Source organism: Gilliamella sp. X-46 (assembly GCF_057063525.1).
This window is the reverse complement of record NZ_JBXSQH010000019.1, coordinates 1-23,863: the sequence shown is the minus strand read 5'-3', so window position 1 is coordinate 23,863 and position 23,863 is coordinate 1. Positions and strand designations below refer to the sequence as shown.

The following is a 23,863-nucleotide window of genomic DNA, read 5'->3' as shown; positions in this document are numbered from 1 at the left end:
GTTTATTAATAATAAGTTAAACACATTTTTCTAAGTATAAAAATAATCATATAAAACTTTTTTACTATGCACTACCATTCAAGTTCCTAGTACATATTATTCAAAAGCAATTGAGTCTTTCATCTTTAAAAGCTTTTTTAATATCATATAAAGGAGTGTTGCAATGTCAGACAAAAAAGTACTAACCACTAATAACGGCGCACCAATAGCCGATAACCAAAACTCTCGAACTGCAGGTCCCCGTGGTCCAGTTTTGTTAGACGATTTCCAACTTATCGAAAAACTTGCCCATTTTAACCGTGAAAATATCCCTGAACGACGAGTCCACGCCAAAGGCTCTGGCGCACATGGTATCTTTACGGTAACAAATGATATCACTCAATATTCTCATGCTAGCCTATTTGCTAATGTTGGTAAACAAACCCCAGTTTTTGCAAGGTTTTCAACTGTTGGTGGAGAACGAGGCTCATCGGATACAGCGCGAGATCCGCGTGGGTTTTCAGTCAAGTTTTATACCGATGAAGGTAACTGGGATATTGTAGGCAACAATACTCCTGTCTTTTTTATTCGTGATGCACTCAAATTTCCTGACTTTATTCATACCCAAAAACGTGACCCTAAAACCAATTTAAAAGATCCACAAATGATGTGGGATTTTTGGTCTTTATCACCAGAATCACTTCATCAAGTCACTATTCTATTTTCTGACCGTGGTATTCCTGATGGTTATCGACATATGCACGGCTATGGCAGCCATACCTATAGCTTAATAAATAAAGATGGCGTTCGCACTTGGGTAAAATGGCATTTTAGAACCGAACAAGGTATCAAAAATATTCATCCCCAAAAAGCAGCAGAGATGGATGGAGCCAATCCAGATTCAGCACAAGAAGATTTATTTAAAGCCATTGAACGTGGCGACTACCCAAAATGGCGTCTTTACATTCAAGTCATGACCGAAGAGCAAGCCAATAACCATCCTGAAAATCCGTTTGATGTCACTAAAGTGTGGTCACAAAAACAATACCCATTAATCGAAGTCGGCGTAATGGAACTGAATCGTAATCCTGAAAATTATTTTGCAGAAGTTGAACAAGCGGCCTTTGAACCAAGTAATGTGGTACCTGGAACAGGTTTATCACCTGATAAAATGCTTCAAGGTCGAATCTTTGCTTATGCCGATGCTCACCGCTATCGTATTGGAACTAATTATCAACAATTACCGATTAATGCTCCAAAATGCCCTGTGCATAATTATCAACGTGATGGCGCAATGCGTTTTTATAGCCCAGATAATGCCCCTAACTATGAGCCTAATAGCGTAGATAGTGCACCAAAAGAGCAACCACAATATGCCGAACCGCCAATGCATGTACCTGCTGGTACAATGGATAGGCATGATCATCGTGTGGATGGCGATTATTACTCACAGCCACGCGCATTATTTAATTTAATGAATCCCGATCAAAAGCAACTGCTTATTGATAATATCGTTGGCTCAATGAAAAATGTAAAGCGTGACATTCAAATTAGACAGCTCAAACACTTCTACAAAGTACATCCTGATTATGGTTCTGGCATTGCAAAAGGATTAGGTATCGATATTGACCTAATAAAAAACTAGTACTCCAAACAACAATGCCGACTAAAATTTAGTCGGCATTTTTATAATAGGGCTATTTATAACTTAACCATTTGCTTCAACTCATTTAATAATCCTGAGTAATTCACTTTAGCAAAGTCAGTAACATCAACTTGAATCAAGTTACCTAAAACAAATTGATCATACTTCCGCATTTGACAAACTTGGTAGAATTGCTCCTTAGTAATTAAATCATCAGCAAGATTTCGATTTTCTAACGTATCGCCATAATGATAATGTTGCATAATATGGCATAAATGACGCTCAGGTGAACGATCACGCAGGTAACGACGTTGCCATATCACATCAAAATCAGCAACTAAGCGAATGGTTATCACTTGGTAGTGATATTGCTCCGCAAATTCACTCAGTTGTTTTTTTTGCTTATCACTAAATGGGTATTCAGAAATAATCACCCTTTTACCTGCATCCATATACAGTTGTAAAACACCGTAATAAAACTGCCAAACTTTGTGTTCTAACGCTTCTTTTTCAGCTTTACAATTAAAGCCAACAGACTCAGCATATAAAATTTTGGCTTCATCGGGTGTTATAACAAAGCTATCTTTAAATTGCTGTTGCAATTGATTAACTAGATAGGTTTTTCCCGTACATGGACAGCCTGCCAGTAAAATTAAATATTTGTGCATACTAACGCACCTTAATTAATCCGACTATTAACATTAAGAAACAAACTCATTTTATGCTTAACAATTTCTTTAACCGCTTGATTAGCCGGAATAATATTGTGCCGTAATGATTTGTTGACTTCAGTACCAGCAAACTTATCTTTAGCTACTTGCGTCCAATTAACTAATAGCTCTGTGCCAACATTAAATTTACGAATACCGTTATTAATGAGTTCTGGGTAATCCTCTTCTTTAACACCGGTACCGCCATGAATAACCAAAGGAATATCAACCATAGCATGAATCTCTTTTAATAGTGGAATATTCACCTCTGTTTTTGATTTGAATTGTCCATGATTAGTACCAATAGCAACAGCTAATGCATCAATCCCCGTGGCTTGAACAAACTCTAACGCATCTTTCGGTTTGGTATAAATTCGATCATTAGGATCAACATGAATGCCCTCTTCTGTTCCGCCTATCGTGCCTAATTCACCTTCGACCGATACGCCACGCGCATGCGCATACTCAACCACCGCACGTGTTTTTAAAATATTTTCTTTAAATGGCAAAGAAGAGCCATCAAACATCACCGAGGTAAAACCACTATCAATCGCTTCTTTAATATCATCAAAATTTTTTGCATGATCTAAATGTAATACAGCATCAACAATTTCTTCATCGGCAATGGCTTTTACAGCATTAACAACCACTTTAAAGCCAATATAGCGTGCGGTATCAACGCTGGTTTGTATAATAATTGGTGCACCCACTTCTTTCGCTGCTCGTAGCATATCAGGAAGCATTTCTAAGTTATGCGTATTAAACGCACCAACAGTAAAATTGAGTTTTTGAGCTAATAATGTGACATCTTTTAGTGTGGTATACATAATAATTTCCTTTAATCTCGTTGAACCGTAACTTGTTTGGCAATGTTGCGCATGAAATCCATCTTATTCATCCAAAAATCAATATCGTCCATTGAACCATGTTGTGCGGCATCGGCACGTTTATGGTTGTACAAATTCATTAATGCTTTATACCCCTCTCCAATTGATTTTTTATGTTGTAAACTCTTTTCTAAATACTCAATCGCAAAATCAATACGATCTAATTGGCAATAAAGAAGCCCTGTTTTTTCACATAATGTGGCTAAAGTTACCGCATCATCTGTATGATCAATTTGTTGTAACAATTGACTAATTGATTGTTCAATTTGGTCAATTTGTGCTGATGTCAGGCTACTTTTTATGTCTGGTTTATCAACCGACTCTTTTTGGGGCTTACTTCTTTTAAAAAAGTTAAACATAGCAAACTCCTATCCTAAAAATGCTTCAATAGAGGACTTAAAATCCATGCATAGAGTAACGCCGCCGTAACCGTATCAACATCGGTTGCTGTTGCATTAATAAAGCCCATTTGGTTAAAGATAGTCACCAGTAATGCAGGTAATAAAGTAATAAAGAAACCATGCGCAATACCACCAATGAGCGCACCACGGCGACCACCAACAGCATTACCGAATATGCCTGCGGTACCACCAGCAAAAAAGTTAGTTAGCATTCCTGGTAAAATCATGGCTAATCCAAAAGCTGGCAACGTCAACATCGCAATCACAGTACCAATTGATGTGGTAATAAAACCTAAAATGACTGCATTTGGGCTATAAGGAAAAAACACAGGACAATCAAGCGCCGGTATAGCATTAGGAACCACTTTCATCGCAATACCTCTAAATGCAGGTACAATTTCGCCGAGCAATAACCTAACCCCAGCTAATAACACATAGATCCCCACAACAAAAATAATGGCTTGCGTAAAGGCATACATCACATAATTTTGGCTACCCGATAATGTTGAAGCATACTCCTCACCGGCAAAAAGAACCGTAATAATATAGAGTGGGATCATAACGACCATGACTGACAGATAGGTATCTTGCAAAAATTCAAATGATTTAGGTAATTTCATTTCTTCAATTGAACGTTTGTTTTCACCTCGCTCCCCCACAACATAAGCAACACCCGCTTCAAACAAATAACCAATTGTACAAAAGTGACCAAGCGCAATGTCATTAGACCCCGTCACTTTACGAATAATCGGCTGTGCAATAGCAGGCATAAATACCGCAAAAAGAGCACCAACAAAACCGCCGACTACAATTAACGCGATTCCTGAAAGTCCAGCAAAACTACCAAATACCGTGGTCATGGTTGCCATCCAGAGAATAGCCTGACCAGTTAAAAAGATATATTTCCAGCGAGTAAAACGGGCAATTAGAATATTAAAAATAAAAATCATCAAAAAAGTCAGAGCAATATCACGACCTAAACCTAACTGATTCATGGCTTGACCATTAATCGCTTCAATAGACGGGATAATCCCTTGCATATCAAACCCAGCGGTAAAAATGTGCCCGAAATAGGTCAAACTGCCAACAATGATACTTGACCCTGCATTGAGCACTTGAAAGCCCAATAATGTTTTAAGCGATCCTGAAATAATTTGACCTACTGATTTACGTTGCAACATCAAGCCAAACATAGCAATGAGACTAATTGTTATCGAGGCTTGCGTTAAAATATTATCGATAATAAAGTTAATTACGTTCATAGTATTCTCCTATTTGGCAATTTAAAGCAGCCCTTTTTGTTGCAATACTGGACTTAACTTCTCATCTATTTCTGTTTTTGAGACAATATTTTTGAGATAAACAATTGAGGTCTGTTCACGAATATTAAACTTAGCAAACTGTGGACGAAAATTTTCAGCCGTGATAATAATATCGGCGTTCATAGAAGCAGCAGATGAAATATCCGTATGATCCAACTTGGCATCAATTCCTTTGGCTTTTAGCACGTCTTCAGTTGCCATTTGCGCGGCAAAACTACTGCCTAATCCCGCACCACAAACAAATAAAATGGTTAAATTACTCATTTTCAATCCTCCTATAATTTAATGGTTCAATCCGAATTAGGTTCATTAAATAAAATGTTCTTAAATTGTTGTACCGAATGACACATTGTTAAGCTTTCAAGTTTTTGCTCATCGTTAATCAACTCAATCAAACTACGCATAATATTGAGATGAGAAAACGAATCGATAGCTGCTAAACAAAATATGATTTTCACAGGTCCCATTTCTGAATTACCAAAATCCACGGGATGACGCAGAGTAACAACACTCACCCCTAACTGGTTTACGCCATCTTCAGGGCGAGCGTGTGCCAACGCTAAATTTTTGCCTATAACGATATACGGACCATATTGCTCGACCGACGTAATCATGGCATCAATATAAGATGGTAAAATAAATTGTTTTTTTAATAATGGCTCAGCAGCAATTTTGATCGCTTGTCGCCAATTTGAACTATCTTGCTGCAATATAATGTCATTATCGGTAAGAATATCTTTCAACATAGGCTGGATTTTCCTTTTATTGATTTTAAGATTATTAATCGCTAAACACTGTTCGAGTTGGTTGTAGATAGGTGCTGACACGATGCCACCACTTTGTTGAATTAAATCAACCAATGAATAGAAAAGATCGGTCGCATCAACCAAATGATTTACAACGCGTTGATTAGCCCTGTGCTTAGCTAAAAAATCAGTGATAATAGGATGATTTTTCTCTTTTAAAATCGGTTCTAACACCAATACTGGATGAGCTAAGTGCGGTAATGGAAAAGTAGAAAATATTAAGTCAAAATCGAGTTGAGCTAATAAATTTTGATCATTACGTCCTAAAATGGCTAGTACATCAATATTAAAAAATTCTTTAAGTGTTTCTGCTAATAAGTTAGAAGTTGCTATACCATGGTCACAAAAGACCACTGCTTTAAAATAGTAGCTTCGCTCTTGATTAATTGCGCTTGCAAAGGTAGAAAAATGGATAGTTAAAAAGGCAATTTCGTCATCAGATACTTTATGACTTAAAGTGGTTTCAAGTTCTTGCATAAACATAGCAATAACTGAATAAATTGCACCATAGTTTTGTTTGATGTTATCAAGTAATGGATTAATAATATGAATATTATTACTCACCCTCGCAATAAGTCCTGCTAAGTGTTTACATAAATTTTCGTACAACTGCTCTTGTTTGGTTGAAAAAGGAATTTGTGTTTTTTCTTCGACATAATTAACTAACTTAATCGCTAATAACTGCGCATTTACCCACTCTACATAGTTATTAATATCCTTAGTATTGAAAGCTTCTAACATATAAATAATGTATTGTTGTTCTTGTCGATTAACTTGCAAAGCAACATGCTGACAAACCAAATGAATAAATTTTGCTATTTCACCCAAATCATTATTATTAAAATTCGGTCTTATCATCGTAAGATGATGTTGCTGTTGGTTACGAACCACCCAAATAGAGGTAAAAATCACAATTTGTTGAACATAAATTTCATCATGAATTTGACTAATAGTTTGGTGGGCTAATTGTAATAAGTCACAGATAAGAGATTGAGGAATATAATTAAACAATAACTGTTGTATCAAGCTTAATTCATTTAATGGTTTATCAAATTCTAAATTACCTGCGAACTGATTAATAGCTGCATACATCATCAAACGAATAGAGCGTTCTAAACCAACAAACTGCATACCCGATTTAGGCTGGCTACTTAATTCAATATCATATTTTTTCAGCCGAGCTTTAAGTTTTCTAATATCTTCATCTAAAACACTTTTTGATACAAAATATACATCTTCTTTATGACTTAAAATGGTTGGAGACGCAGAAAAAGCAATAGATAGCAACAAGTCAAACTGACGCTCCTCTTTACTTAAAACCGAAGAAATAGGTACACCCAACAATGCATCATGAATTAACAGCTTTTGATCTTGAGTCGCATTAATTACAAAACCTTTATTACGCACTGTTGAAATTAAAGGAAATTGTCTTTGCGTTAAAAACTCATTAATTTCTTGAATTTCATTGCGAATAGTTCGCGCACTAATTTGAAACTCTTCCGACAACATCTCGGAGGTGATCGGATAGTCGATTGAAATCAATTTTTTAAATAACTCAATGGTTCTTGTTCGCATAAGCTCATTCACCTATTTACTTCATAAATTAAGTATAAGTGAGATAGATTTGCTTACCTAGTTGGTATTTTTGCCAATAAAACTGGCAAAAATTACTAGTCAAAAAGGAAAAAAAGATTGAAAGAAGAAAATAATATTAAATAACACACACAAAATAATGTTAATAACCTAATGATTATAATTACTTTTTAACAATAACAGCTGAAGATCAGCGACCTGTTCTGCAAACTAGTAGTCTATATGAAAAACCGCTTTGCAAACCCGTTTTTATTGTGTATTTTCCCCATCTCAAAGGCATTAACCATACCCAATAATATTCATAGTCTGAAATGGCTATACAAAAATTTTTAGAATTTATTAATATATAGGGTGAAAGAGTGTTATTTTTCCTTCATGTTTAGGTAAAATAATCAAAGGATTAAAGATAAAAAGGACTAACCAATGAAAATCATTAAGCTAGTTGTTATATTGTTGTTTAATTGTGTCGGAGGATTGCTAAGTTATCAATGGTGCTATCGCTTTATCAAAAAACAATACAATACACCTGAATATTATTATTTAATATATTATGGCTTGTGTTATTTTTGTTTTATTCTTATTTCAATCTTCATTTTAAACAAAATAAAAAAACCGTTAGGATTAGTCATTTGCGGTTTACTTATTGGCATTTTAATTAGCCTCATTTTTATGATTACCCGTCAGCTAATTCAAGATCCTTATTTATATCAGCGTTATTTAATTAATCTAATTGGTATTGATTTGCTGATATCATCATGGATTACCCTTAATTTTATAATATACCCTGCTATTTTATTATGTTGTCATTACTCGATTTTTTGGATTGAAAAAATATATAGCAAAATTACTTATAGAATTAGGCCATAACCGTATTGAAATAACCAATACGGTTATAGCCATTCAGATTAGGTTTTGATGGCTGATTTTTGCCGAACAATTTCAAATAAACAAACACCAGTTGCAACCGACACATTAAGTGATGACACAATACCGGCCATGGGAATGCTGACTAACTCATCGCAGTGCTCTTTAGTTAAACGGCGCATCCCTTCACCTTCAGCCCCCATCACTAAAGCAAGCGAAGTTGCTGTTGATGTTTTATAAAAATCGGTTTGATAAAGCGTACGATCAGCTTCGCCAGCAGTACCCACAATCCAAACTTGATATTCATCTTGTAACATTCGCATCGTGCGTGCCAAATTGGTCACTCTAACCACTGGTACACTTTCAGCTGCGCCACAGGCAACTTTTTGTGCGGTGGAATTAAGCGGTGCTGAGCGATCTTTTGGCACAATAATAAAATCGACTCCAGCGGCATCAGCGGTACGTATACAGGCGCCTAAATTATGCGGATCGGTCACACCATCTAAAATCAAAATAACGGGGTTTGGTTGCTGTTCCATCAATAACGGGATATCATTTTCTTGATATCCTCGGCTCGGTTTTACCATAGCTAAAATGCCTTGATGCACACCATTTTTTGACTTTTCATCTAACCATTGACGATTAGCTATTTTCACTGGCAAGCCAAGTTGCTCTAATTGACGCACAACGGCAATAAGGCGCTTATCTTCGCGCCCTTTAATAATAAATACTTCGATGATTCTTTCTGGCGAACGCGCTAATAATGCTTCAATGGCATGCAGGCCATAAACTGTTTCACTCATTTATCTGCTACTCTTTTATCTTATTAACTGATTTGGTTTTATTGACTGATTTTGGTTTCGATTTGTTACGTTTTTTACTTTTAGCTTTCGCTTCAACTTTCGTGCTTGATTTCGCACTCGGTTTAGCCTTTTTTTTAGTACTTGGCTTAGCACTACTTTCGCTAGTTGATTTTTTACCTTTTCGCTTAAGCGGCAAATCGGCATGTTGATCGGTTTGGGCTTGTTTAGACTTCTCTTTTGCTGTTTTACCTTGACGTTTTGGCTTATTATTACTACCCACTAGTGAAAAATCAATTTTACGTTCTTCTGGATTGACGTTATCAACTTTCACTTGCACTTTATCGCCTAAACGATAAGTAAAGCGGGTATTTTCACCAATTAAACGATTACGCGAACCATCAAAAGTATAATAATCATTTTCAAGCGATGACACATGCACTAAACCATCAATAAATAGATCGTCTAACCGCACAAAGAAGCCAAAATTAACTACGCTCGAAATCGTACCGTTAAAAACCTCGCCTACATGATCTTGCATATAATCACATTTTAGCCAATCAACCACATCACGCACAGCTTCGTCGGCACGTCGTTCGGTCATAGAACAGTGCTCGCCAAAATAGAGCATTTCGCTTGTATTATAACGGTACCCGCCAGTCTTACTAGTCTTTTGTTGTTCATCGGCTAAAATCCATTTAATAGCACGGTGCAAAAGTAAATCAGGATAACGACGAATTGGCGAAGTAAAATGTCCATATTCCTCAAGCGCCAAACCAAAATGACCTCGATTTTCAGGATCATAAATGGCTTGCTTCATTGAACGCAAAATAACGGTTTGCAACATATCATGATCAGGGCGTGTTTCAACCACGGTCATTAATTCGGCAATATCTTTAGGTTTAGCATTAGCCCCACCACCAAGTGACAATCCTAGTTCGCTTAAAATGCTACGCAGATTATTTATGCGATCTTCATCGGGTCTATCATGCACACGGAATAATGAAGGAATATCAGCTTTAATCACTAATTTTGCCGCAGCCACATTAGCTAAAATCATACACTCCTCAATGATTTTATGAGCCACATTCCGCTGTGCAAGCTCGACGCTTTCAATACGCTTATCGGCATTAAAGATAAATTTAGGCTCTTCTGATTCAAACCCTATCGCCCCACGGGCAACACGGGCTTTATCAAGCACACTATAAAGCCCGTAGAGGTTCTCAAGATGAGGAACCAAATCATGGTAATGCTCACGAAGTTCCTCATCACCCTCTAAAATTTTAGCCACTTTGGTATACGTTAACCGAGCATGCGAATTCATCACCGCTTCGTAAAACTCGTATCCTGTCAAACGGCCTCGATTAGACACCGTCATTTCACAAACCAAACACAAACGATCCACTTGCGGATTTAACGAACATAGTCCATTAGATAAAACCTCGGGCAACATAGGCACAACTCGTGAAGGAAAGTAAACCGACGTACCACGCAAACAAGCCTCTTTATCTAACGCTTTGCCCGGCCGAACATAATAACTCACATCGGCAATAGCCACCCACAAACGATAGCCACCACCACGATTTTTTTGACAATAGACCGCATCATCAAAATCACGCGCATCTTCACCATCGATGGTAACTAAAGGTAAATTGCGTAAGTCTTTACGACCTTTTTTGGCACTTTCGGGCACTTGATCGGTAAATTTGCTAACTTCGGCTTCAACCGCTTGAGGTAATTCATAAGGGATTTCGTGATTACGCAGGGCAATATCAATAGCTAAATTCGTCCCCATCATTTCGCCAAGGACTTCTTTAATCACACCCACCGCTTTTTGGCGACGCTCTGGTCGCTGTTGTAGCTCAACTACCACAACCGATCCCATACGTACGGTGCGATCAGGTTTACCCGTTATTAAAATATCAAAGTTCAAACGGCTATCATCAGGCACCACAAAACCAACACCTTGCTCGATAAAATAGCGACCAACAATTTGATTACTACGCGGCTCTAAAATTCGCACTACCCTAGCTTCGGTTTTACCACGATATTGTGTACCGATAGGCTGGGCTAAAATCACATCGCCTTGTAACACCTTTTTCATCTGTTCAGGTGCTAAAAAATAGTCCTCAGGGTTCCCCTCTACCCGCAAAAAGCCAAAACCATCACGGTGGGCAATAACCTTACCTTTGACCATGTCAAACTTTTCGGGCAAGGCATAACATTTGCGACGCGTAAACACCACTTGCCCATCACGCTCCATTGCGCGCAAACGACGGTGCAATGCCACTTTTTGCTCTTCATTTTTAATGTCGACAGCTTGGGCTATTTTTTCTAAACTTGCTGGTTTTGCTTCTTGTTTAAGGTAATCTAAAATAAGCTCTCGACTAGCAATTGGGGAATCGTACTTCTCGGCTTCGCGGTCAAAAAATGGATCTTTTATCATAAAGGGATATCCTGTGACTAATATTAGCGCTAGCATAACATAGAGTGCTATAACTTAAAATGAAGATTCAATTTATAAACAAGCGTCAAAGTGTTGTTAATGTTTTGAGAGTTATGATTGACAAGTATTTTACATAAATAAGGATAAAATTAATTTTATCCTTATTTAAATTCAATTAATCATTTCCATTTTTTCTTTTTTCTAAAAGGTCTAGGGCTTTCAAGCCAGCCAATTGCAAATAGATAAATATAGATAAATATTCCAGCGGATAATAGTAATAGGTCAAACTCAGATGAATATCCTCTGATTGTTTTTTTTTCTCCTAAAATAATGATCAGCATTAATATGACAGCATAGTTTAAGATTAATACTATTCTTTTTTTCCACTTTAACCCATTATCGTATCTATAATCTCTGATGGAATATTTTTTAAATCGATAAGAAATAATAAGAGGTATAATAGAAAAAAAATAAAATAAGATATAAATTAAAGCAACCATATTTATTATTCCAATTCTTCCGGATGTTCATCATATTTGCGATATTGCGAACCATCAGGACGAGTACATAAATAATATTCGGAATTTTTTGTTGGTTCAGAACTTATTGCCATAATAAACTCATAATTTTCAACTATTTTACCTACATTATCTATTTCTGCTGGCTGCGGTACATATAAATTTATTTCACTACTTTCTTCGTCTTTAATGAAATAATTTAAATTCTCAGACAAGGCATAACATTTACGGCACGTAATAACCCCCTGCTCGTTTTGCTTCTTGTTTAAGATAATCTAAAATAAGCTATCAACTAGCAATAGAATAATAATGCTTCTCGGCTTCGCGGTCAAAAAATGGATCTTTTATCATAAAGGGATATCCTGTGACTAATTGAAGATTCAATTTATAAACAAGCATCAAAAAGTTGTTAATGTTTGGAAAGTTATGATTGACAAGTTCTTTGCATAAATAAGGATAAAATTAATTTTATCCTTATTTAAATTCAATTAATCATTTCCATTTTTTCTTTTTTATGTATCTACGTGGGGTTTCAAGAAAACTAATAAAAAATACATACAATATAAAAATTAAAACAGCCGACCAGAAAAAAATAAGTTCTAAAAAAAGCCCTTCTCCTGGCTGACTTATCATAAACAGGCTATATAAAAAAATAAAATAAAAATAAAGAAGAGCTAAACGTCGTTTACGATTTAAAGTTTTATCATTATCATAGTCCATTGCAATATATTCCGAAAAATAGTGCCGAATAAAACACCCAACAATAGCAAAAAAATAATAGCTAACCCACATTTCAACAGCCATGCAAATCTACCTTTTAATTTTTCATGTAGTTGATAAAAAGACATATGATTAATATAAAATATCAACATCTTCTATTTAAATTCAATTAATCATTTCCATTTTTTTCTTTTTATGTATCTACGTGGGGTTTCAAGAAAACTAATAAAAAATGAATACAATATCAAAATAAAAACAGCCGACCAGAAAAAAATAATATTTGAAAAAATACCCTCTCCTGGCTGACTTATAATTAACACGCTATATAAAGAAATAAAATAAAAATAAAAAAGAGCTAAACGTCGTTTACGATTTAAAGTTTTATCATTATCATAGTCCATTGCAATATATTCCGAAAAATAGTGCCGAATAAAACACCCAACAATGGAAAAAAAGTAATAGCTAATCCATATTTCAATAGCCATGCAAATATCCTTATTTTATAAATTAAGATTTGTGGCAGTTTTTTTCCCTCTCAATAGCACGATAACCAATATCATGGCGATAAAAACAACCATGCCAATAAATACCTTTGATGTGCTCATAAGCACGCTGTTGCGCCTCAAGTATGGTATTACCTAATGCAGTAACGCACAGCACACGCCCGCCATTGGTGTAAACGCGACCTTTTTCTAGACTAGTACCTGCGTGGAAGATTTTGCAATCATCACTTGATTCTGCCGGCAATCCAATAATCACATCTTGAGTATTATATTCACCAGGGTAACCGCCGGCTGCTAGGACTACGCCTAATGCAGGTCTTGGATCCCATTTTGATTTGACGGTATCTAATTTCCCCTCCACCGCTGCAAGGCAAAGTTCAGCCAGATCCGATTGCATTCGCATCATTATTGGCTGGGTTTCGGGATCGCCAAATCGGCAATTAAACTCAATAACTTTTGGATTACCTCCTTTATCAATCATTAAACCCGCATATAAAAAGCCGACATAAACATTACCTTCTTGTGCCATGCCATTGACCGTTGGGTAGATGATTTCATCCATTATTCGTTTAAAAACAGCATCACTCACCACTGGTGCAGGCGAATATGCCCCCATACCACCAGTATTTAAGCCTGTATCACCGTCGCCAACACGTTTATGATCTTGGCTTGTTGCCATGGGTTCGACATTTTTGCCATCCACCATGACAATAAAGCTAGCTTCTTCGCCATCGAGAAACTCTTCAATCACTACTCGGTGACCGGCATCACCAAAGGCATTACCGGCGAGCATATCACGCACAGCATCTTCAGCTTCTTCCACTGTCATGGCAACAATCACCCCTTTACCAGCCGCTAGCCCATCAGCCTTAATCACAATCGGCGCACCCTTTTCACGAATATAGGCAATGGCTGGAGCAACTTCGGTAAAGTTTTGATATTCTGCGGTGGGGATTTTGTGGCGAGCTAAGAAGTCTTTAGTAAAGGCTTTTGACCCTTCAAGTTGTGCAGCGGCTTTAGTTGGTCCAAAGATTTTTAACCCCGCTTTTTGGAAGCTATCAACAATACCTATCACTAACGGGGCTTCAGGTCCCACTATAGTTAAATCGATTTGTTCTTGCTGAGCAAAGCTAAGCAGACCACTTACGTCGGTAGCTTTGATGTTGATATTTTCTAAGCTAGGCTCTAGGGAAGTACCGGCATTGCCTGGTGCAACAAAGACTTTAGAAACCAATGGTGATTGTGCGACTTTCCAAGCAAGTGCATGTTCGCGCCCACCATTACCAATGACTAAAACTTTCATAAAAGATCCTTTAATGATGTCTTTTTTAATAATAAACAAGGTCGCCCTATTAAGGCCTAAAATTAGTGCCTAAAATGGCGCATATGCGTAAATATCATTGCAATATTGTGTTCATTCGCAGCTTGGATCACTTCGTCATCACGAATCGATCCTCCGGGCTGAATTACACAAGTCACCCCTGCAGCGGCAGCAGCATCGACCCCATCTCTAAATGGGAAAAATGCATCTGATGCAACAACAGAACCAGCAACGTCTAGATTTTCGTCTTGCGCTTTAATGCCAGCTATTTTTGCGGAATAAACTCGACTCATTTGCCCTGCACCAATACCAATTGTCATTTTATCTTTTGCATAAACAATGGCATTGGATTTAACAAATTTAGCCACTTTCCAACAAAATAGCGCATCGGAAAGTTCTTGATCTGTTGGCTTACGTTTGGTGACTACCGTTAATGCATCTGGCGATATCATGCCTAAATCACGATCTTGCACTAACAAACCACCATTGACACGTTTAAAATCTAAACTTGCTGACGCTGATGTTGACCACTCGCCACATTCAAGCACGCGCACATTTTTTTTAGCTTGAATGATGATGAGTGCTTCTTGGCTGACTAAAGGTGCAATAATCACTTCAACAAATTGTTTATCAACAATCGCTTGAGCGGTTTTAGCATCTAACGGTCTATTAAACGCAATAATGCCACCAAAAGCTGAAGTGGGGTCTGTTTTAAAGGCTTTTTCATAAGCGTTTAAAATGTTATCGCTAACGGCAACACCACAAGGGTTGGCATGTTTTACAATCACACAAGCGGGCTCGTCAAATGATTTTACGCATTCAAGTGCAGCGTCAGTATCAGCAATATTATTATAAGAAAGCGCTTTACCTTGCAGTTGCTTTGCCGTTGCAATCGAGGCTTCTTTGGCATCTTGCTCAACATAAAAAGCCGCTTGCTGATGAGCGTTTTCGCCGTAACGCATATTCTGTTTTTTAATAAATTGTAGATTTAACGTTCTAGGAAACTCGCCCGATGGCTCATTGGTTTCACCCATATAAGGGGGGACTAATTGCCCAAAGTAGTTGGCAATCATGCCGTCATATTTAGCCGTGTGTTCAAAGGCTTTAATAGCAAGGTTAAAACGATATTCAAAAGAAAGGGAATTTTGGTTATCATCCATCATGTTAATGATATTGGCATAATCATAACAATCAACCACAATAGCGACATCTTTATGATTTTTAGCGGCAGAACGCACCATTGTTGGACCACCAATATCGATATTTTCAACGGCGTCTTCTAACGTGCAATTGGCGTTAGCTACCGTTTGAGCAAAAGGGTAAAGGTTGACAACCACCATATCGATGGGCGTAATTTGATGTTGTTGCATCACATCATCATCAATCCCTCGTCGCCCTAAAATGGCGCCATGAATTTTGGGATGTAACGTTTTAACTCGCCCATCCATCATTTCAGGAAATCCAGTATAGTCAGACACTTCCGTTACCGGTATCTGGTTTTCCATTAACAATTTTGCCGTTCCCCCTGTTGAAAGAAGTTCCACATTTCGTTCTGATAAGGCTTTGGCAAACTCTAAAATACCGGTTTTATCGGACACACTAAGTAAAGCACGGCGGATAGGACGAAACTGCTGCATGAGGGAAGCTCCGAGGTTGATATCTAAATTCAAATGGTTAAGTCGACATTATATATAAATTAAGGATAGATGTTTAGTATTAACTTTTTAAAAAATTTTATTAAACAGGGTCAAAACAAGTAAATCATAATATTTGACGTTGATCACAGAATTAACATTTTCATGGAAAATCACGCATTACTATCTTTCTTTTTTTGTTTTTCCATAATATTGTTACGCGTAACTGTTATGCATAACAATTTAAAATAAAAGGGAGAAAATAATGAAATCTTTATTCGAACTAAAGGGAAAACGCGCTTTAATTACTGGGTCAGCACAAGGTATTGGTAATTTACTTGCTACAGGCTTAGGTCAATACGGGGCAAGTATTGTTATTAATGATATTACCCAAGAACGCGCTGAAAATGCAGCAAACCAATTAAAATCACAGGGCATCAATGCTGTTGGCATCGGTTTTGATGTAACCAATTACGATTCGGTCAAAAATGCCATTGATCGTATCGAAAAAGAGATCGGCCCCATCGATATATTAATCAATAACGCCGGTATTCAACGTCGTCATCCATTTACTGAGTTTCCTGAAGCAGATTGGGACGCGGTGATTAATGTTAACCAAAAAGCGGTTTTTTTAGTTTCACAACAAGTGGCTAAACACATGATCACGCGTAAGCAAGGAAAAATCATTCATATTTGCTCAATGCAAAGTGAACTAGGTCGCGACACTATTACCCCTTATGCCGCATCAAAAGGCGCGGTCAAAATGCTTGTAAAAGGGATGTGCGTTGAGCTTGCTCGTTACAACATTCAAGTTAATGGTATTGGACCTGGCTATTTTGATACTGAAATGTGTAAAGCACTGGTTGAAAACAAAGAGTTCACCCAATGGCTATGTCAAAGAACACCTGCTGCACGCTGGGGTAAGCCAGAAGAACTCATTGGCTCTGCCGTGTTTTTATCCTCTGCGGCATCAAACTTTGTCAATGGACACATTCTTTATGTTGATGGCGGAATGTTAGCCGCAGTTTAAAAAAACATATCGCGACAATTGTATTTTAGTACATCAAATGTAAGGAAGATAAAACAATATATAAATAAAAATAGGGATAAAAATTGTCGCCAAAATCACTTTATTATTAATTTAAAGCGAGAAGAACATGAATATAAAAAACAAACTGGCGCCATCTCGTTGGTGGCGATTAATGCCAATCATTTTTATTACTTATAGTTTAGCCTATTTAGATCGTGCAAATTATGGCTTTGCAGCCGTTGCGGGAATTAACAAGGACTTAAACATCAGTCTAAGCACATCATCATTAATTGGAGCACTTTTTTTCCTTGGTTACTTCTTCTTCCAAGTGCCAGGCTCTGTTTATGCAGTTAGACGAAGCGTTCGTAAACTCATTTTTGTGTGTTTAATACTATGGGGATTATGTGCCGCATTGACAGGAATGGTCAGTAACATCCCATCTCTTATGGTGATTCGCTTTGTACTTGGTATTGTTGAAGCGGCTGTTATGCCATCAATGCTAATTTATATCAGTACATGGTTTACTAAAGCCGAACGTTCAAAAGCCAACACTTTCTTAATTTTAGGCAATCCAGTGACAGTATTGTGGATGTCAATTGTATCTGCGCACTTAATCGACCTTTATGGTTGGCGCGAAATGTTCATTATTGAAGGATTACCGGCTGTATTATGGGCAGTGATTTGGTGGATCCTTGTACGCGACAAACCATCGGAAGTTAAATGGTTAACTGATGCCGAAAAAGCGGATTTCCAAGCTGCTATGGACAAAGAACAACAAAACATCAAACCAATGCGCAACTATGGCGAAGCGTTTCGTTCAGGCAATGTCATTAAACTTTGTGCAGTGCACGCATTGTGGAGTATTGGCGTATATGGATTTATGATGTGGATGCCATCAATCATCAATTCAGCAGGTAAAGTTGACATCATATCTGTTGGCTGGTTTTCTGCCATTCCTTATTTTGTTGCTATTGCTATGATGTTAATGGTCTCTTTCTATTCCGACAAACTACAAAATCGCAAACTGTTTGTTTGGCCATTATTACTTATAGCAACTATCGCATTTTTTACTGCTTATTTGCTTGGAGCTGAACATTTTTGGATCTGTTTTGTGCTTTTATCACTTGCAGCAGGTTGCATGTACGCACCTTATGGACCTTTCTTTGCCTTAATTCCTGAACTATTACCAAGCAATGTATCTGGCGTGTCAATTGGCTTAATTAATAGCTTTGGGGCACTGGGCGCATTTATTGGTGCTTGGTTAGTTGGTGTTATCAATGCAGTAACTGGCAGTGCGGGAGCATCATATATCTTTATGGGGGTATCTTTAGTTTTATCAGTTATTTTAATGGCTAGTGTTAAAGCACCTAAAAATAATTAATAATATAACCAAAATAAGAAGACAATAGACATTGTCTTCTTATTTATTGTAACGAATATTATTTCTTTTCTTGTTTTTGCTGTTAAAATGCCACACATTCAACCGGCATTCCCTTCTAAAATAACAGGCTATGAAAGATAAACGCATTAGTTTACAAGATATTGCCAATTTAACTGGCGTGACTAAAATGACCATTAGTCGCTACCTAAGAGATCCAAAACAAGTCTCTGAAAAAAATCAAGAAAAAATAGCAAAAGTACTAAAAGAAATCCAATACATCCCCAATCTTGCCCCCCAAATAATGCTTGGTTCACGCAGCCATTGTATTGGTATTGTTATACCGTCTTTTAAAAATCAAATATTCACCGAAGTGCTTGCTGGAATTGAATCGGTCACATCAGCTCATCATTACCAAACAATCATCACTAATTACAATTATGACAAACAGCTAGAAGAAGAAAAAATCATTAATCTACTATCATACAACATTGATGCACTTGTCTTGATGGAAAAGGACCACACCGAAGCCACCCTACAATATCTAAAAACAGCCAACATTCCTGTTGTTGAACTTATGGATATCACCCAAAGTTTTTTTGACATCCAAGTCGGCTTTGATAACGAACAAGCTGCCTATGATATGACATTGCAAATGATTGAATCTGGTAAAAAAAATATAATCTATTTTAACTCAGTCGCCAGTGCTAGAGATACTCAACGCTACCATGGCTATCAGCGAGTCATGAAACAAGCAGGACTCACGCCACACCAAATCATACCTGATGCGATATCATCAATAGACTTAGGCAAAAGCCTATTTCACCAAGCCATTCAAAAATACCCTGATATGGATGGTGTTTTATGTACTAACGATGATATGGCAATTGGAGTCCTGCTTGAATGCCTAAATTATAATATCCCCGTACCAGAACAAATTGCCATTGCTGGCTTTCACGGCTTAGAAATCGGCCGAGCTAACCCCCAAAAAATCGCCACCGTCATCACGCCACGATTTGAGATTGGCAAAGTTGCGATCGAGTTATTGTTAAAAAGGTTGAATGGAGAGAAGGTTAAAAGTAGTGTTAATTTAGATTATAAGATTGATAAGGGGCAGACTGTTTAGGGGATGTTTTTTTTAGAAAAAACAGCAAAATAAAAACCCTAATAAAATCAATACCTTTTCTGACCACTTTTTGGATATAATTGTATTGCTTTTTAACACAAAAATAACTCAAAAAAACACTAAAGGCTATGTTGTTTGTCTTGCTCCAGCTTCGGGTAGCCACAGGCCACATTCGGTAGCCAAAGCGTGGAATTGCAAAGGTAATTCGCTTTAATTCCCTTTGCTCGGACGTGATCACTGTGGCTATCTTGTTCACCCAAGGTCAAAACGTCCGAAACCTCTGCACAATTTATTCTATTCACCAACTCCAAAAATCCTGATTTTACGTAAAAAATCAGTCAGAAAAGATATTGATTTTATTTAAGTTTTTGTTTTTTTCATTTGGCTAATCAAAATAGAAAAGTTTTTTTAGGACTTATTTTGATTTAGTAATATGAGTAATAAATGCGCTATTAATATTTGGAGCGGGAAACGAGGTTCGAAAACAGCGTGGTAACCTGTTGGACTAGTTCCTAGTGGACGCTTATGGACTTCTATGGATTCAAAGCGCAAAAAAATACTTTTTACTAATCCTATAATCCTCATTTTATGGCACTAAACCATTCATTGACAAGTTATTGAATAAAAGCATCTAACATTTTGTATGGTTCAGCTTATCTAAATTGATAGTTAATTGTGATAAATATTTTTCATTATGTAATAAATGATTGGAATTATACAGCTATAAAATTATTTGTTAGCATGAATTCATTGTGTATTACTTACCTAATTATTTAGTAAATCTAAGAATATTTTTCCTATACCTGGCACAAGGAGGTTAAGTTATTTACTTGAAAATATTAAAGTTGTAAATATCACATTAAGTCCAAAGGACATTGCCTTTATTGATAAAAGCATGGCTAATTTTGTTATTCATAGGGAACATTATCCTAAGAAGGATATGGTTAGCTATGGCTTTGATGAATAAATTCAATTTAACCCCAAACAAATTTATAATATGAGCGAATTACATGGAAAGAACAAATAATACATTTCCCACATTGAGCCTTCTTACCTTAGCAACAGCACTGTTTATTTCAATTATGACAGAAGCTTTGCCTGCTGGTTTTTTACTGTTAATAAGTCAAGATCTAAGTGTTACAGAAGCTCAAGCGGGTCAATTAGTGACACTTTACGCATTAGGTTCTCTACTATCAGCTATCCCATTAACAATTGCAACACAAAGTTGGAATAGAAAAAAATTATTAGTAACAGTTATACTTGGTTTTGGCATTACTAATTTTATGACTGCATATTTTCTGTCTTTTACTATGGTATTAATAGCTAGATTTTTAGCTGGTATTTTTGCCGGTCTTTTATGGGCAATGGTGGCTGGTTACGCAACAAGAATGGTTAGTGATGATAAAAAAGGAAGAGCAATAACTATAGTTATGCTAGGGGTTCCGATAGCCTTATCTATAGGTATTCCATTGGGCACATTAATAGGTCAGTTAGTCGGTTGGAGATTAACTTTTCATATAATTACAATAATCTCTTTGTTGTTGGTCATTTTGATATGCCTAAAACTACCTAATTTAGAAGCATTAAAAACGAAGAAAAAGAATGCCATGTTTTCTGTATTATCTATACCTTATGTAAAATCGATTTTAGTAATAAATTTTATTTTCGCTTTTGGTCATAATATTTTTTACACCTATATATCACCATATTTACAACTTTCAGGAAATGAAATGAATGTCGATGCTGTTCTATTTATTTTTGGTATTTCATCGATTATCAGTATTGCTATTGTTGGGATATTTATTGACAAATATTTACGTAAGTTGATTATTTTATCTCTCAGTTTTTTTGCTATCTCCGGATTATTATTTTATGCTTTTGATAACATTTATTCGTTAATCTTAGTCTCAATTGTAGTATGGGGATTGGCTTTTGGCGGTGGAGCAACATTATTTCAAACAGCATCAGCCAAAATAACAGGAGAATCTGCTGATATTGCACAGTCTTTACTTGTATCACTTTGGAATTTGGCAATAGCTGGTGGTGGTTTTTGTGGCGGAATGCTGCTAAATGTTTTCGATGCAAGAGTATTACCAATCATGATGTGTATTTTGTTGATATTAGCTATTTTTATAGTTTTATATGCTAGTAAACTTGGTGTTGAAAACGCAAGCGGAGACGATAATGCATCTCATTGATCTGCATGTTCACACTTTAGCAAGCTGTCATGGATATAGTTCAGTATACGAAAATATAATGTTTGCTAAATACAAGTGGAAGCAAAGTAATCGATTTTTTACCCTGTAAATAAATTTATTTATTTTTCATCTCATTAATAAAAGTAAGAGCATCAGCACCTGCTCTTTCTTCATTCCAAGACATTCCTATTTTCCATTTTGATCCTTTTCCCATGAGTTCATGATATTTAATTTTTGATTTAATATTATGAACTAAACTATTAGGTAATATCGTTACATTTGAATGTAAATTAGACATAGATATACTATTGTAAATATTATTTGTGTAATATACCTGTGGAAAATTTAGTGAGTTTCTTGAAAGAAATTTCGAAATTTTTTGAGATAATTCAAAATGCGAATCACAATTTGGTAAACAAAGAGTATTTTTATCTAAAATTTGATTAATATCATTAAAATTATTAATCTGAAAATTGTCTTTGGGATTGGATATAATTAATAAATGATCTGTACCTATCTCTTCATATTTTATTTGTTTATTGACAGGCTTTTCCATAAAAGCTATATCTAACTCTCCAGATAATAGCCTTTTTTCCTGCTCTGCTGAATCCAACTCATGTATTTGAATTTTTATCATTGGATGGTGTTCTGTATATCGATTTATCATTTCTGGTAATATATTTATAAAAGAAAATGTATGTCCGATATTCAAAACACCCGTTCTACCTGTTTTTATTTTTTTTACTATACATAAGAATTTATCTAATTCATCGGTTAAATTAAGTGCGTATTTATATATTATTTTACCTTCATCAGTCAGGTAACAACCATGATTATCTCTCAGAAATAGTTGAAAACCGAATATTCCTTCAAGAAGTTGAATTTGTTTTGTAAGTGCTGGTTGAGTTATATTAAGTTTCTCAGCGGCATCGCGAAAACTATCACTTGTAGCTAATACAATGAATGATCTTATTTTTTTTACATACACAGGGAAATCCTTCTAATTAGCTATTAAGTATTATACTTAATTATTAGATTTTGAAGTTCTAATAATTACACTTGTTCTAACAAATAAAGAGCTAACTTGCACAGATAGCTTGCTGATTACTATGAGATATTGATCCTAAATAGTCTTCAGGCCATACGGGTTCTCCATGTTTTAAACTACACCCCAAAAGTTGTACAAAAAATTAAGCTGCTAGAAAATAATACTCCTGATATTGAACAGGACTCTTTTTGTCCAAGTTTAATTTAATTCTTCTATGATTATAATAATGGATATATTCCTCAATATCCGCTTTTAACTACTCAATAGTATCATACTTATTTAAGTAATAGACTTCGGATTTTAACAATCCAAAGAAATTCTCAATAATAGCATTATCTATGCAATTTCCTTTTCGAGACATACTCTGTACGATATTTCTTTTCCTTAGTTTTTGCTGATAATGACACATATGATAATGTCAACCTTGGTTTGAATGTAAAAGCTGTATGTCGGCGCTTTGCTTAGGTTGTGTAAGTGATTGATTTATCTTAAAAACCAAAAAATAAAAACTTCAATAAAATCAATACCTTTCCTGACCACTTTTTGGATGTAATTACATTGCTTTTTAACAAAAAACAATTTACCAAAAAACACCTAAGGCTATGTTATTTATCTTACTCCGGCGTCAGAATGTGCCGACAACAGAGCGAGGTTAGCACGCCAAACAGGGATGTTTGGCGAGGCTATGCTTCGCCGGGAGCGAATCATAGCCGGTGCGTTAAGACCGAGCGGCGGCGGAGGGCAGCCGTAGGCCACATTCTGCAGCCAAAGCGTGGGTTGTCAGGGAATTCGTGAACTGCACCCCAAAAGTTGTACAAAAAAACTAAGCTGCTGGAAAATAATACTCCCGATATTGAACAGGACTCTTTTTGTCCAAGCTTAATTTAATTCTTCTATGATTATAATAATGGATATATTCCTCAATATCCGCTTT

23 protein-coding genes are annotated in these 23,863 nt (G+C 36.2%); 5 read left to right on the top strand and 18 right to left on the bottom strand.

Translation table 11 applies throughout. From position 1 onward, the window contains the following. Nucleotides 1–163 precede the first annotated feature (163 nt). Nucleotides 164–1,624: a catalase gene (locus ACYIAJ_RS10000; RefSeq protein ID WP_483564729.1), complete on the top strand. Its 1,461-nt coding sequence runs from the start codon at nt 164–166 to the stop codon at nt 1,622–1,624. Nucleotides 1,625–1,680: 56 nt separating this feature from the next. On the opposite strand, the gene ACYIAJ_RS09995 is transcribed toward ACYIAJ_RS10000, so the two are convergent. The 14 genes from ACYIAJ_RS09995 to purH form a co-directional block, all read right to left on the bottom strand. Next, complete coding sequence (locus ACYIAJ_RS09995) at nt 1,681–2,292, bottom strand: AAA family ATPase (protein WP_483564728.1); 612 nt, start codon at nt 2,290–2,292, stop codon at nt 1,681–1,683. Nucleotides 2,293–2,303: 11 nt separating this feature from the next. Next, nucleotides 2,304–3,161, bottom strand: coding sequence for a class II fructose-bisphosphate aldolase (locus ACYIAJ_RS09990; protein ID WP_483564727.1), 858 nt, complete (start codon nt 3,159–3,161; stop codon nt 2,304–2,306). A gap of 11 nt (nt 3,162–3,172) precedes the next feature. Next, nucleotides 3,173–3,580: a tetratricopeptide repeat protein gene (locus tag ACYIAJ_RS09985; RefSeq protein WP_483558982.1), complete on the bottom strand. Its 408-nt coding sequence runs from the start codon at nt 3,578–3,580 to the stop codon at nt 3,173–3,175. A 14-nt stretch (nt 3,581–3,594) separates the two neighbouring features. Then, nucleotides 3,595–4,884 carry a PTS sugar transporter subunit IIC gene (locus tag ACYIAJ_RS09980; protein ID WP_483558983.1) on the bottom strand — a complete coding sequence of 430 codons (1,290 nt, stop codon included), beginning with the start codon at nt 4,882–4,884 and terminating at the stop codon, nt 3,595–3,597. A 21-nt stretch (nt 4,885–4,905) separates the two neighbouring features. Continuing rightward, a complete protein-coding gene (locus tag ACYIAJ_RS09975) occupies nt 4,906–5,208 on the bottom strand; it encodes a PTS sugar transporter subunit IIB (protein WP_091346064.1) in 303 nt (100 codons plus the stop codon). Nucleotides 5,209–5,234: 26 nt separating this feature from the next. Continuing rightward, entirely contained in the window at nt 5,235–7,325 is a 2,091-nt protein-coding gene (locus tag ACYIAJ_RS09970) for a BglG family transcription antiterminator (protein WP_483564726.1), read from the bottom strand. 923 nt (nt 7,326–8,248) lie between these two features. Further along, on the bottom strand, nt 8,249–9,010 hold the full coding sequence (gene rlmB / locus ACYIAJ_RS09965) for a 23S rRNA (guanosine(2251)-2'-O)-methyltransferase RlmB (protein WP_483558987.1): 762 nt from the start codon (nt 9,008–9,010) through the stop codon (nt 8,249–8,251). Between the two features lie 7 nt (nt 9,011–9,017). After that, nucleotides 9,018–11,453, bottom strand: a complete 2,436-nt coding sequence (gene rnr / locus ACYIAJ_RS09960) for a ribonuclease R (RefSeq protein ID WP_483564725.1) — start codon at nt 11,451–11,453, stop codon at nt 9,018–9,020. Between the two features lie 179 nt (nt 11,454–11,632). Continuing rightward, nucleotides 11,633–11,953, bottom strand: coding sequence for a hypothetical protein (locus ACYIAJ_RS09955; RefSeq protein WP_160403626.1), 321 nt, complete (start codon nt 11,951–11,953; stop codon nt 11,633–11,635). Between the two features lie 5 nt (nt 11,954–11,958). Then, nucleotides 11,959–12,186: a hypothetical protein gene (locus tag ACYIAJ_RS09950; protein WP_483558992.1), complete on the bottom strand. Its 228-nt coding sequence runs from the start codon at nt 12,184–12,186 to the stop codon at nt 11,959–11,961. A gap of 277 nt (nt 12,187–12,463) precedes the next feature. Then, on the bottom strand, nt 12,464–12,775 hold the full coding sequence (locus ACYIAJ_RS09945; RefSeq protein ID WP_160403622.1) for a hypothetical protein: 312 nt from the start codon (nt 12,773–12,775) through the stop codon (nt 12,464–12,466). An 89-nt stretch (nt 12,776–12,864) separates the two neighbouring features. Continuing rightward, nucleotides 12,865–13,176, bottom strand: coding sequence for a hypothetical protein (locus ACYIAJ_RS09940; protein ID WP_483564724.1), 312 nt, complete (start codon nt 13,174–13,176; stop codon nt 12,865–12,867). A 22-nt stretch (nt 13,177–13,198) separates the two neighbouring features. Continuing rightward, nucleotides 13,199–14,497, bottom strand: a complete 1,299-nt coding sequence (purD, locus tag ACYIAJ_RS09935) for a phosphoribosylamine--glycine ligase (protein ID WP_483564723.1) — start codon at nt 14,495–14,497, stop codon at nt 13,199–13,201. 62 nt (nt 14,498–14,559) lie between these two features. Further along, complete coding sequence (purH, locus tag ACYIAJ_RS09930; protein WP_483564722.1) at nt 14,560–16,152, bottom strand: bifunctional phosphoribosylaminoimidazolecarboxamide formyltransferase/IMP cyclohydrolase; 1,593 nt, start codon at nt 16,150–16,152, stop codon at nt 14,560–14,562. 262 nt (nt 16,153–16,414) lie between these two features. Here purH and idnO point away from each other — a divergent pair, with 262 nt between their 5' ends. From idnO to ACYIAJ_RS09910, 4 genes are all read left to right on the top strand, one after another. Continuing rightward, nucleotides 16,415–17,179: a gluconate 5-dehydrogenase gene (gene idnO, locus ACYIAJ_RS09925; protein WP_091346082.1), complete on the top strand. Its 765-nt coding sequence runs from the start codon at nt 16,415–16,417 to the stop codon at nt 17,177–17,179. A gap of 127 nt (nt 17,180–17,306) precedes the next feature. After that, nucleotides 17,307–18,560 carry an MFS transporter gene (locus tag ACYIAJ_RS09920; protein WP_160404078.1) on the top strand — a complete coding sequence of 418 codons (1,254 nt, stop codon included), beginning with the start codon at nt 17,307–17,309 and terminating at the stop codon, nt 18,558–18,560. A 130-nt stretch (nt 18,561–18,690) separates the two neighbouring features. Further along, on the top strand, nt 18,691–19,683 hold the full coding sequence (idnR, locus tag ACYIAJ_RS09915) for a DNA-binding transcriptional regulator IdnR (RefSeq protein ID WP_160404079.1): 993 nt from the start codon (nt 18,691–18,693) through the stop codon (nt 19,681–19,683). Between the two features lie 1,010 nt (nt 19,684–20,693). After that, complete coding sequence (locus ACYIAJ_RS09910; RefSeq protein WP_483564721.1) at nt 20,694–21,881, top strand: MFS transporter; 1,188 nt, start codon at nt 20,694–20,696, stop codon at nt 21,879–21,881. Between the two features lie 115 nt (nt 21,882–21,996). On the opposite strand, the gene ACYIAJ_RS09905 is transcribed toward ACYIAJ_RS09910, so the two are convergent. From ACYIAJ_RS09905 to ACYIAJ_RS09890, 4 genes are all read right to left on the bottom strand, one after another. Further along, nucleotides 21,997–22,869, bottom strand: a complete 873-nt coding sequence (locus tag ACYIAJ_RS09905) for a LysR family transcriptional regulator (RefSeq protein WP_483564720.1) — start codon at nt 22,867–22,869, stop codon at nt 21,997–21,999. Nucleotides 22,870–22,960: 91 nt separating this feature from the next. Beyond that, entirely contained in the window at nt 22,961–23,056 is a 96-nt protein-coding gene (locus tag ACYIAJ_RS09900; RefSeq protein WP_160404082.1) for a hypothetical protein, read from the bottom strand. 15 nt (nt 23,057–23,071) lie between these two features. Continuing rightward, nucleotides 23,072–23,173, bottom strand: coding sequence for an IS3 family transposase (locus tag ACYIAJ_RS09895; RefSeq protein ID WP_483564739.1), 102 nt, complete (start codon nt 23,171–23,173; stop codon nt 23,072–23,074). Nucleotides 23,174–23,752: 579 nt separating this feature from the next. Then, a partial coding sequence (locus ACYIAJ_RS09890; RefSeq protein WP_483564297.1) for an IS3 family transposase occupies nt 23,753–23,863 on the bottom strand: 111 nt, incomplete at its 5' end.

Coding starts and splice junctions, on each gene's coding strand:
- ACYIAJ_RS09990 (WP_483564727.1), bottom strand. CDS start 3,161: ATGTATACCACACTAAAAGATGTCACATTATTAGCTCAAAAACTCAAT.
- ACYIAJ_RS09955 (WP_160403626.1), bottom strand. CDS start 11,953: ATGGTTGCTTTAATTTATATCTTATTTTATTTTTTTTCTATTATACCT.
- ACYIAJ_RS09975 (WP_091346064.1), bottom strand. CDS start 5,208: ATGAGTAATTTAACCATTTTATTTGTTTGTGGTGCGGGATTAGGCAGT.
- idnR (WP_160404079.1), top strand. CDS start 18,691: ATGAAAGATAAACGCATTAGTTTACAAGATATTGCCAATTTAACTGGC.
- ACYIAJ_RS09945 (WP_160403622.1), bottom strand. CDS start 12,775: ATGGCTGTTGAAATGTGGGTTAGCTATTATTTTTTTGCTATTGTTGGG.
- ACYIAJ_RS09985 (WP_483558982.1), bottom strand. CDS start 3,580: ATGTTTAACTTTTTTAAAAGAAGTAAGCCCCAAAAAGAGTCGGTTGAT.
- idnO (WP_091346082.1), top strand. CDS start 16,415: ATGAAATCTTTATTCGAACTAAAGGGAAAACGCGCTTTAATTACTGGG.
- purH (WP_483564722.1), bottom strand. CDS start 16,152: ATGCAGCAGTTTCGTCCTATCCGCCGTGCTTTACTTAGTGTGTCCGAT.
- purD (WP_483564723.1), bottom strand. CDS start 14,497: ATGAAAGTTTTAGTCATTGGTAATGGTGGGCGCGAACATGCACTTGCT.
- ACYIAJ_RS10000 (WP_483564729.1), top strand. CDS start 164: ATGTCAGACAAAAAAGTACTAACCACTAATAACGGCGCACCAATAGCC.
- ACYIAJ_RS09910 (WP_483564721.1), top strand. CDS start 20,694: ATGGAAAGAACAAATAATACATTTCCCACATTGAGCCTTCTTACCTTA.
- ACYIAJ_RS09940 (WP_483564724.1), bottom strand. CDS start 13,176: ATGGCTATTGAAATATGGATTAGCTATTACTTTTTTTCCATTGTTGGG.
- ACYIAJ_RS09970 (WP_483564726.1), bottom strand. CDS start 7,325: ATGCGAACAAGAACCATTGAGTTATTTAAAAAATTGATTTCAATCGAC.
- rlmB (WP_483558987.1), bottom strand. CDS start 9,010: ATGAGTGAAACAGTTTATGGCCTGCATGCCATTGAAGCATTATTAGCG.
- ACYIAJ_RS09980 (WP_483558983.1), bottom strand. CDS start 4,884: ATGAACGTAATTAACTTTATTATCGATAATATTTTAACGCAAGCCTCG.
- ACYIAJ_RS09995 (WP_483564728.1), bottom strand. CDS start 2,292: ATGCACAAATATTTAATTTTACTGGCAGGCTGTCCATGTACGGGAAAA.
- rnr (WP_483564725.1), bottom strand. CDS start 11,453: ATGATAAAAGATCCATTTTTTGACCGCGAAGCCGAGAAGTACGATTCC.
- ACYIAJ_RS09920 (WP_160404078.1), top strand. CDS start 17,307: ATGAATATAAAAAACAAACTGGCGCCATCTCGTTGGTGGCGATTAATG.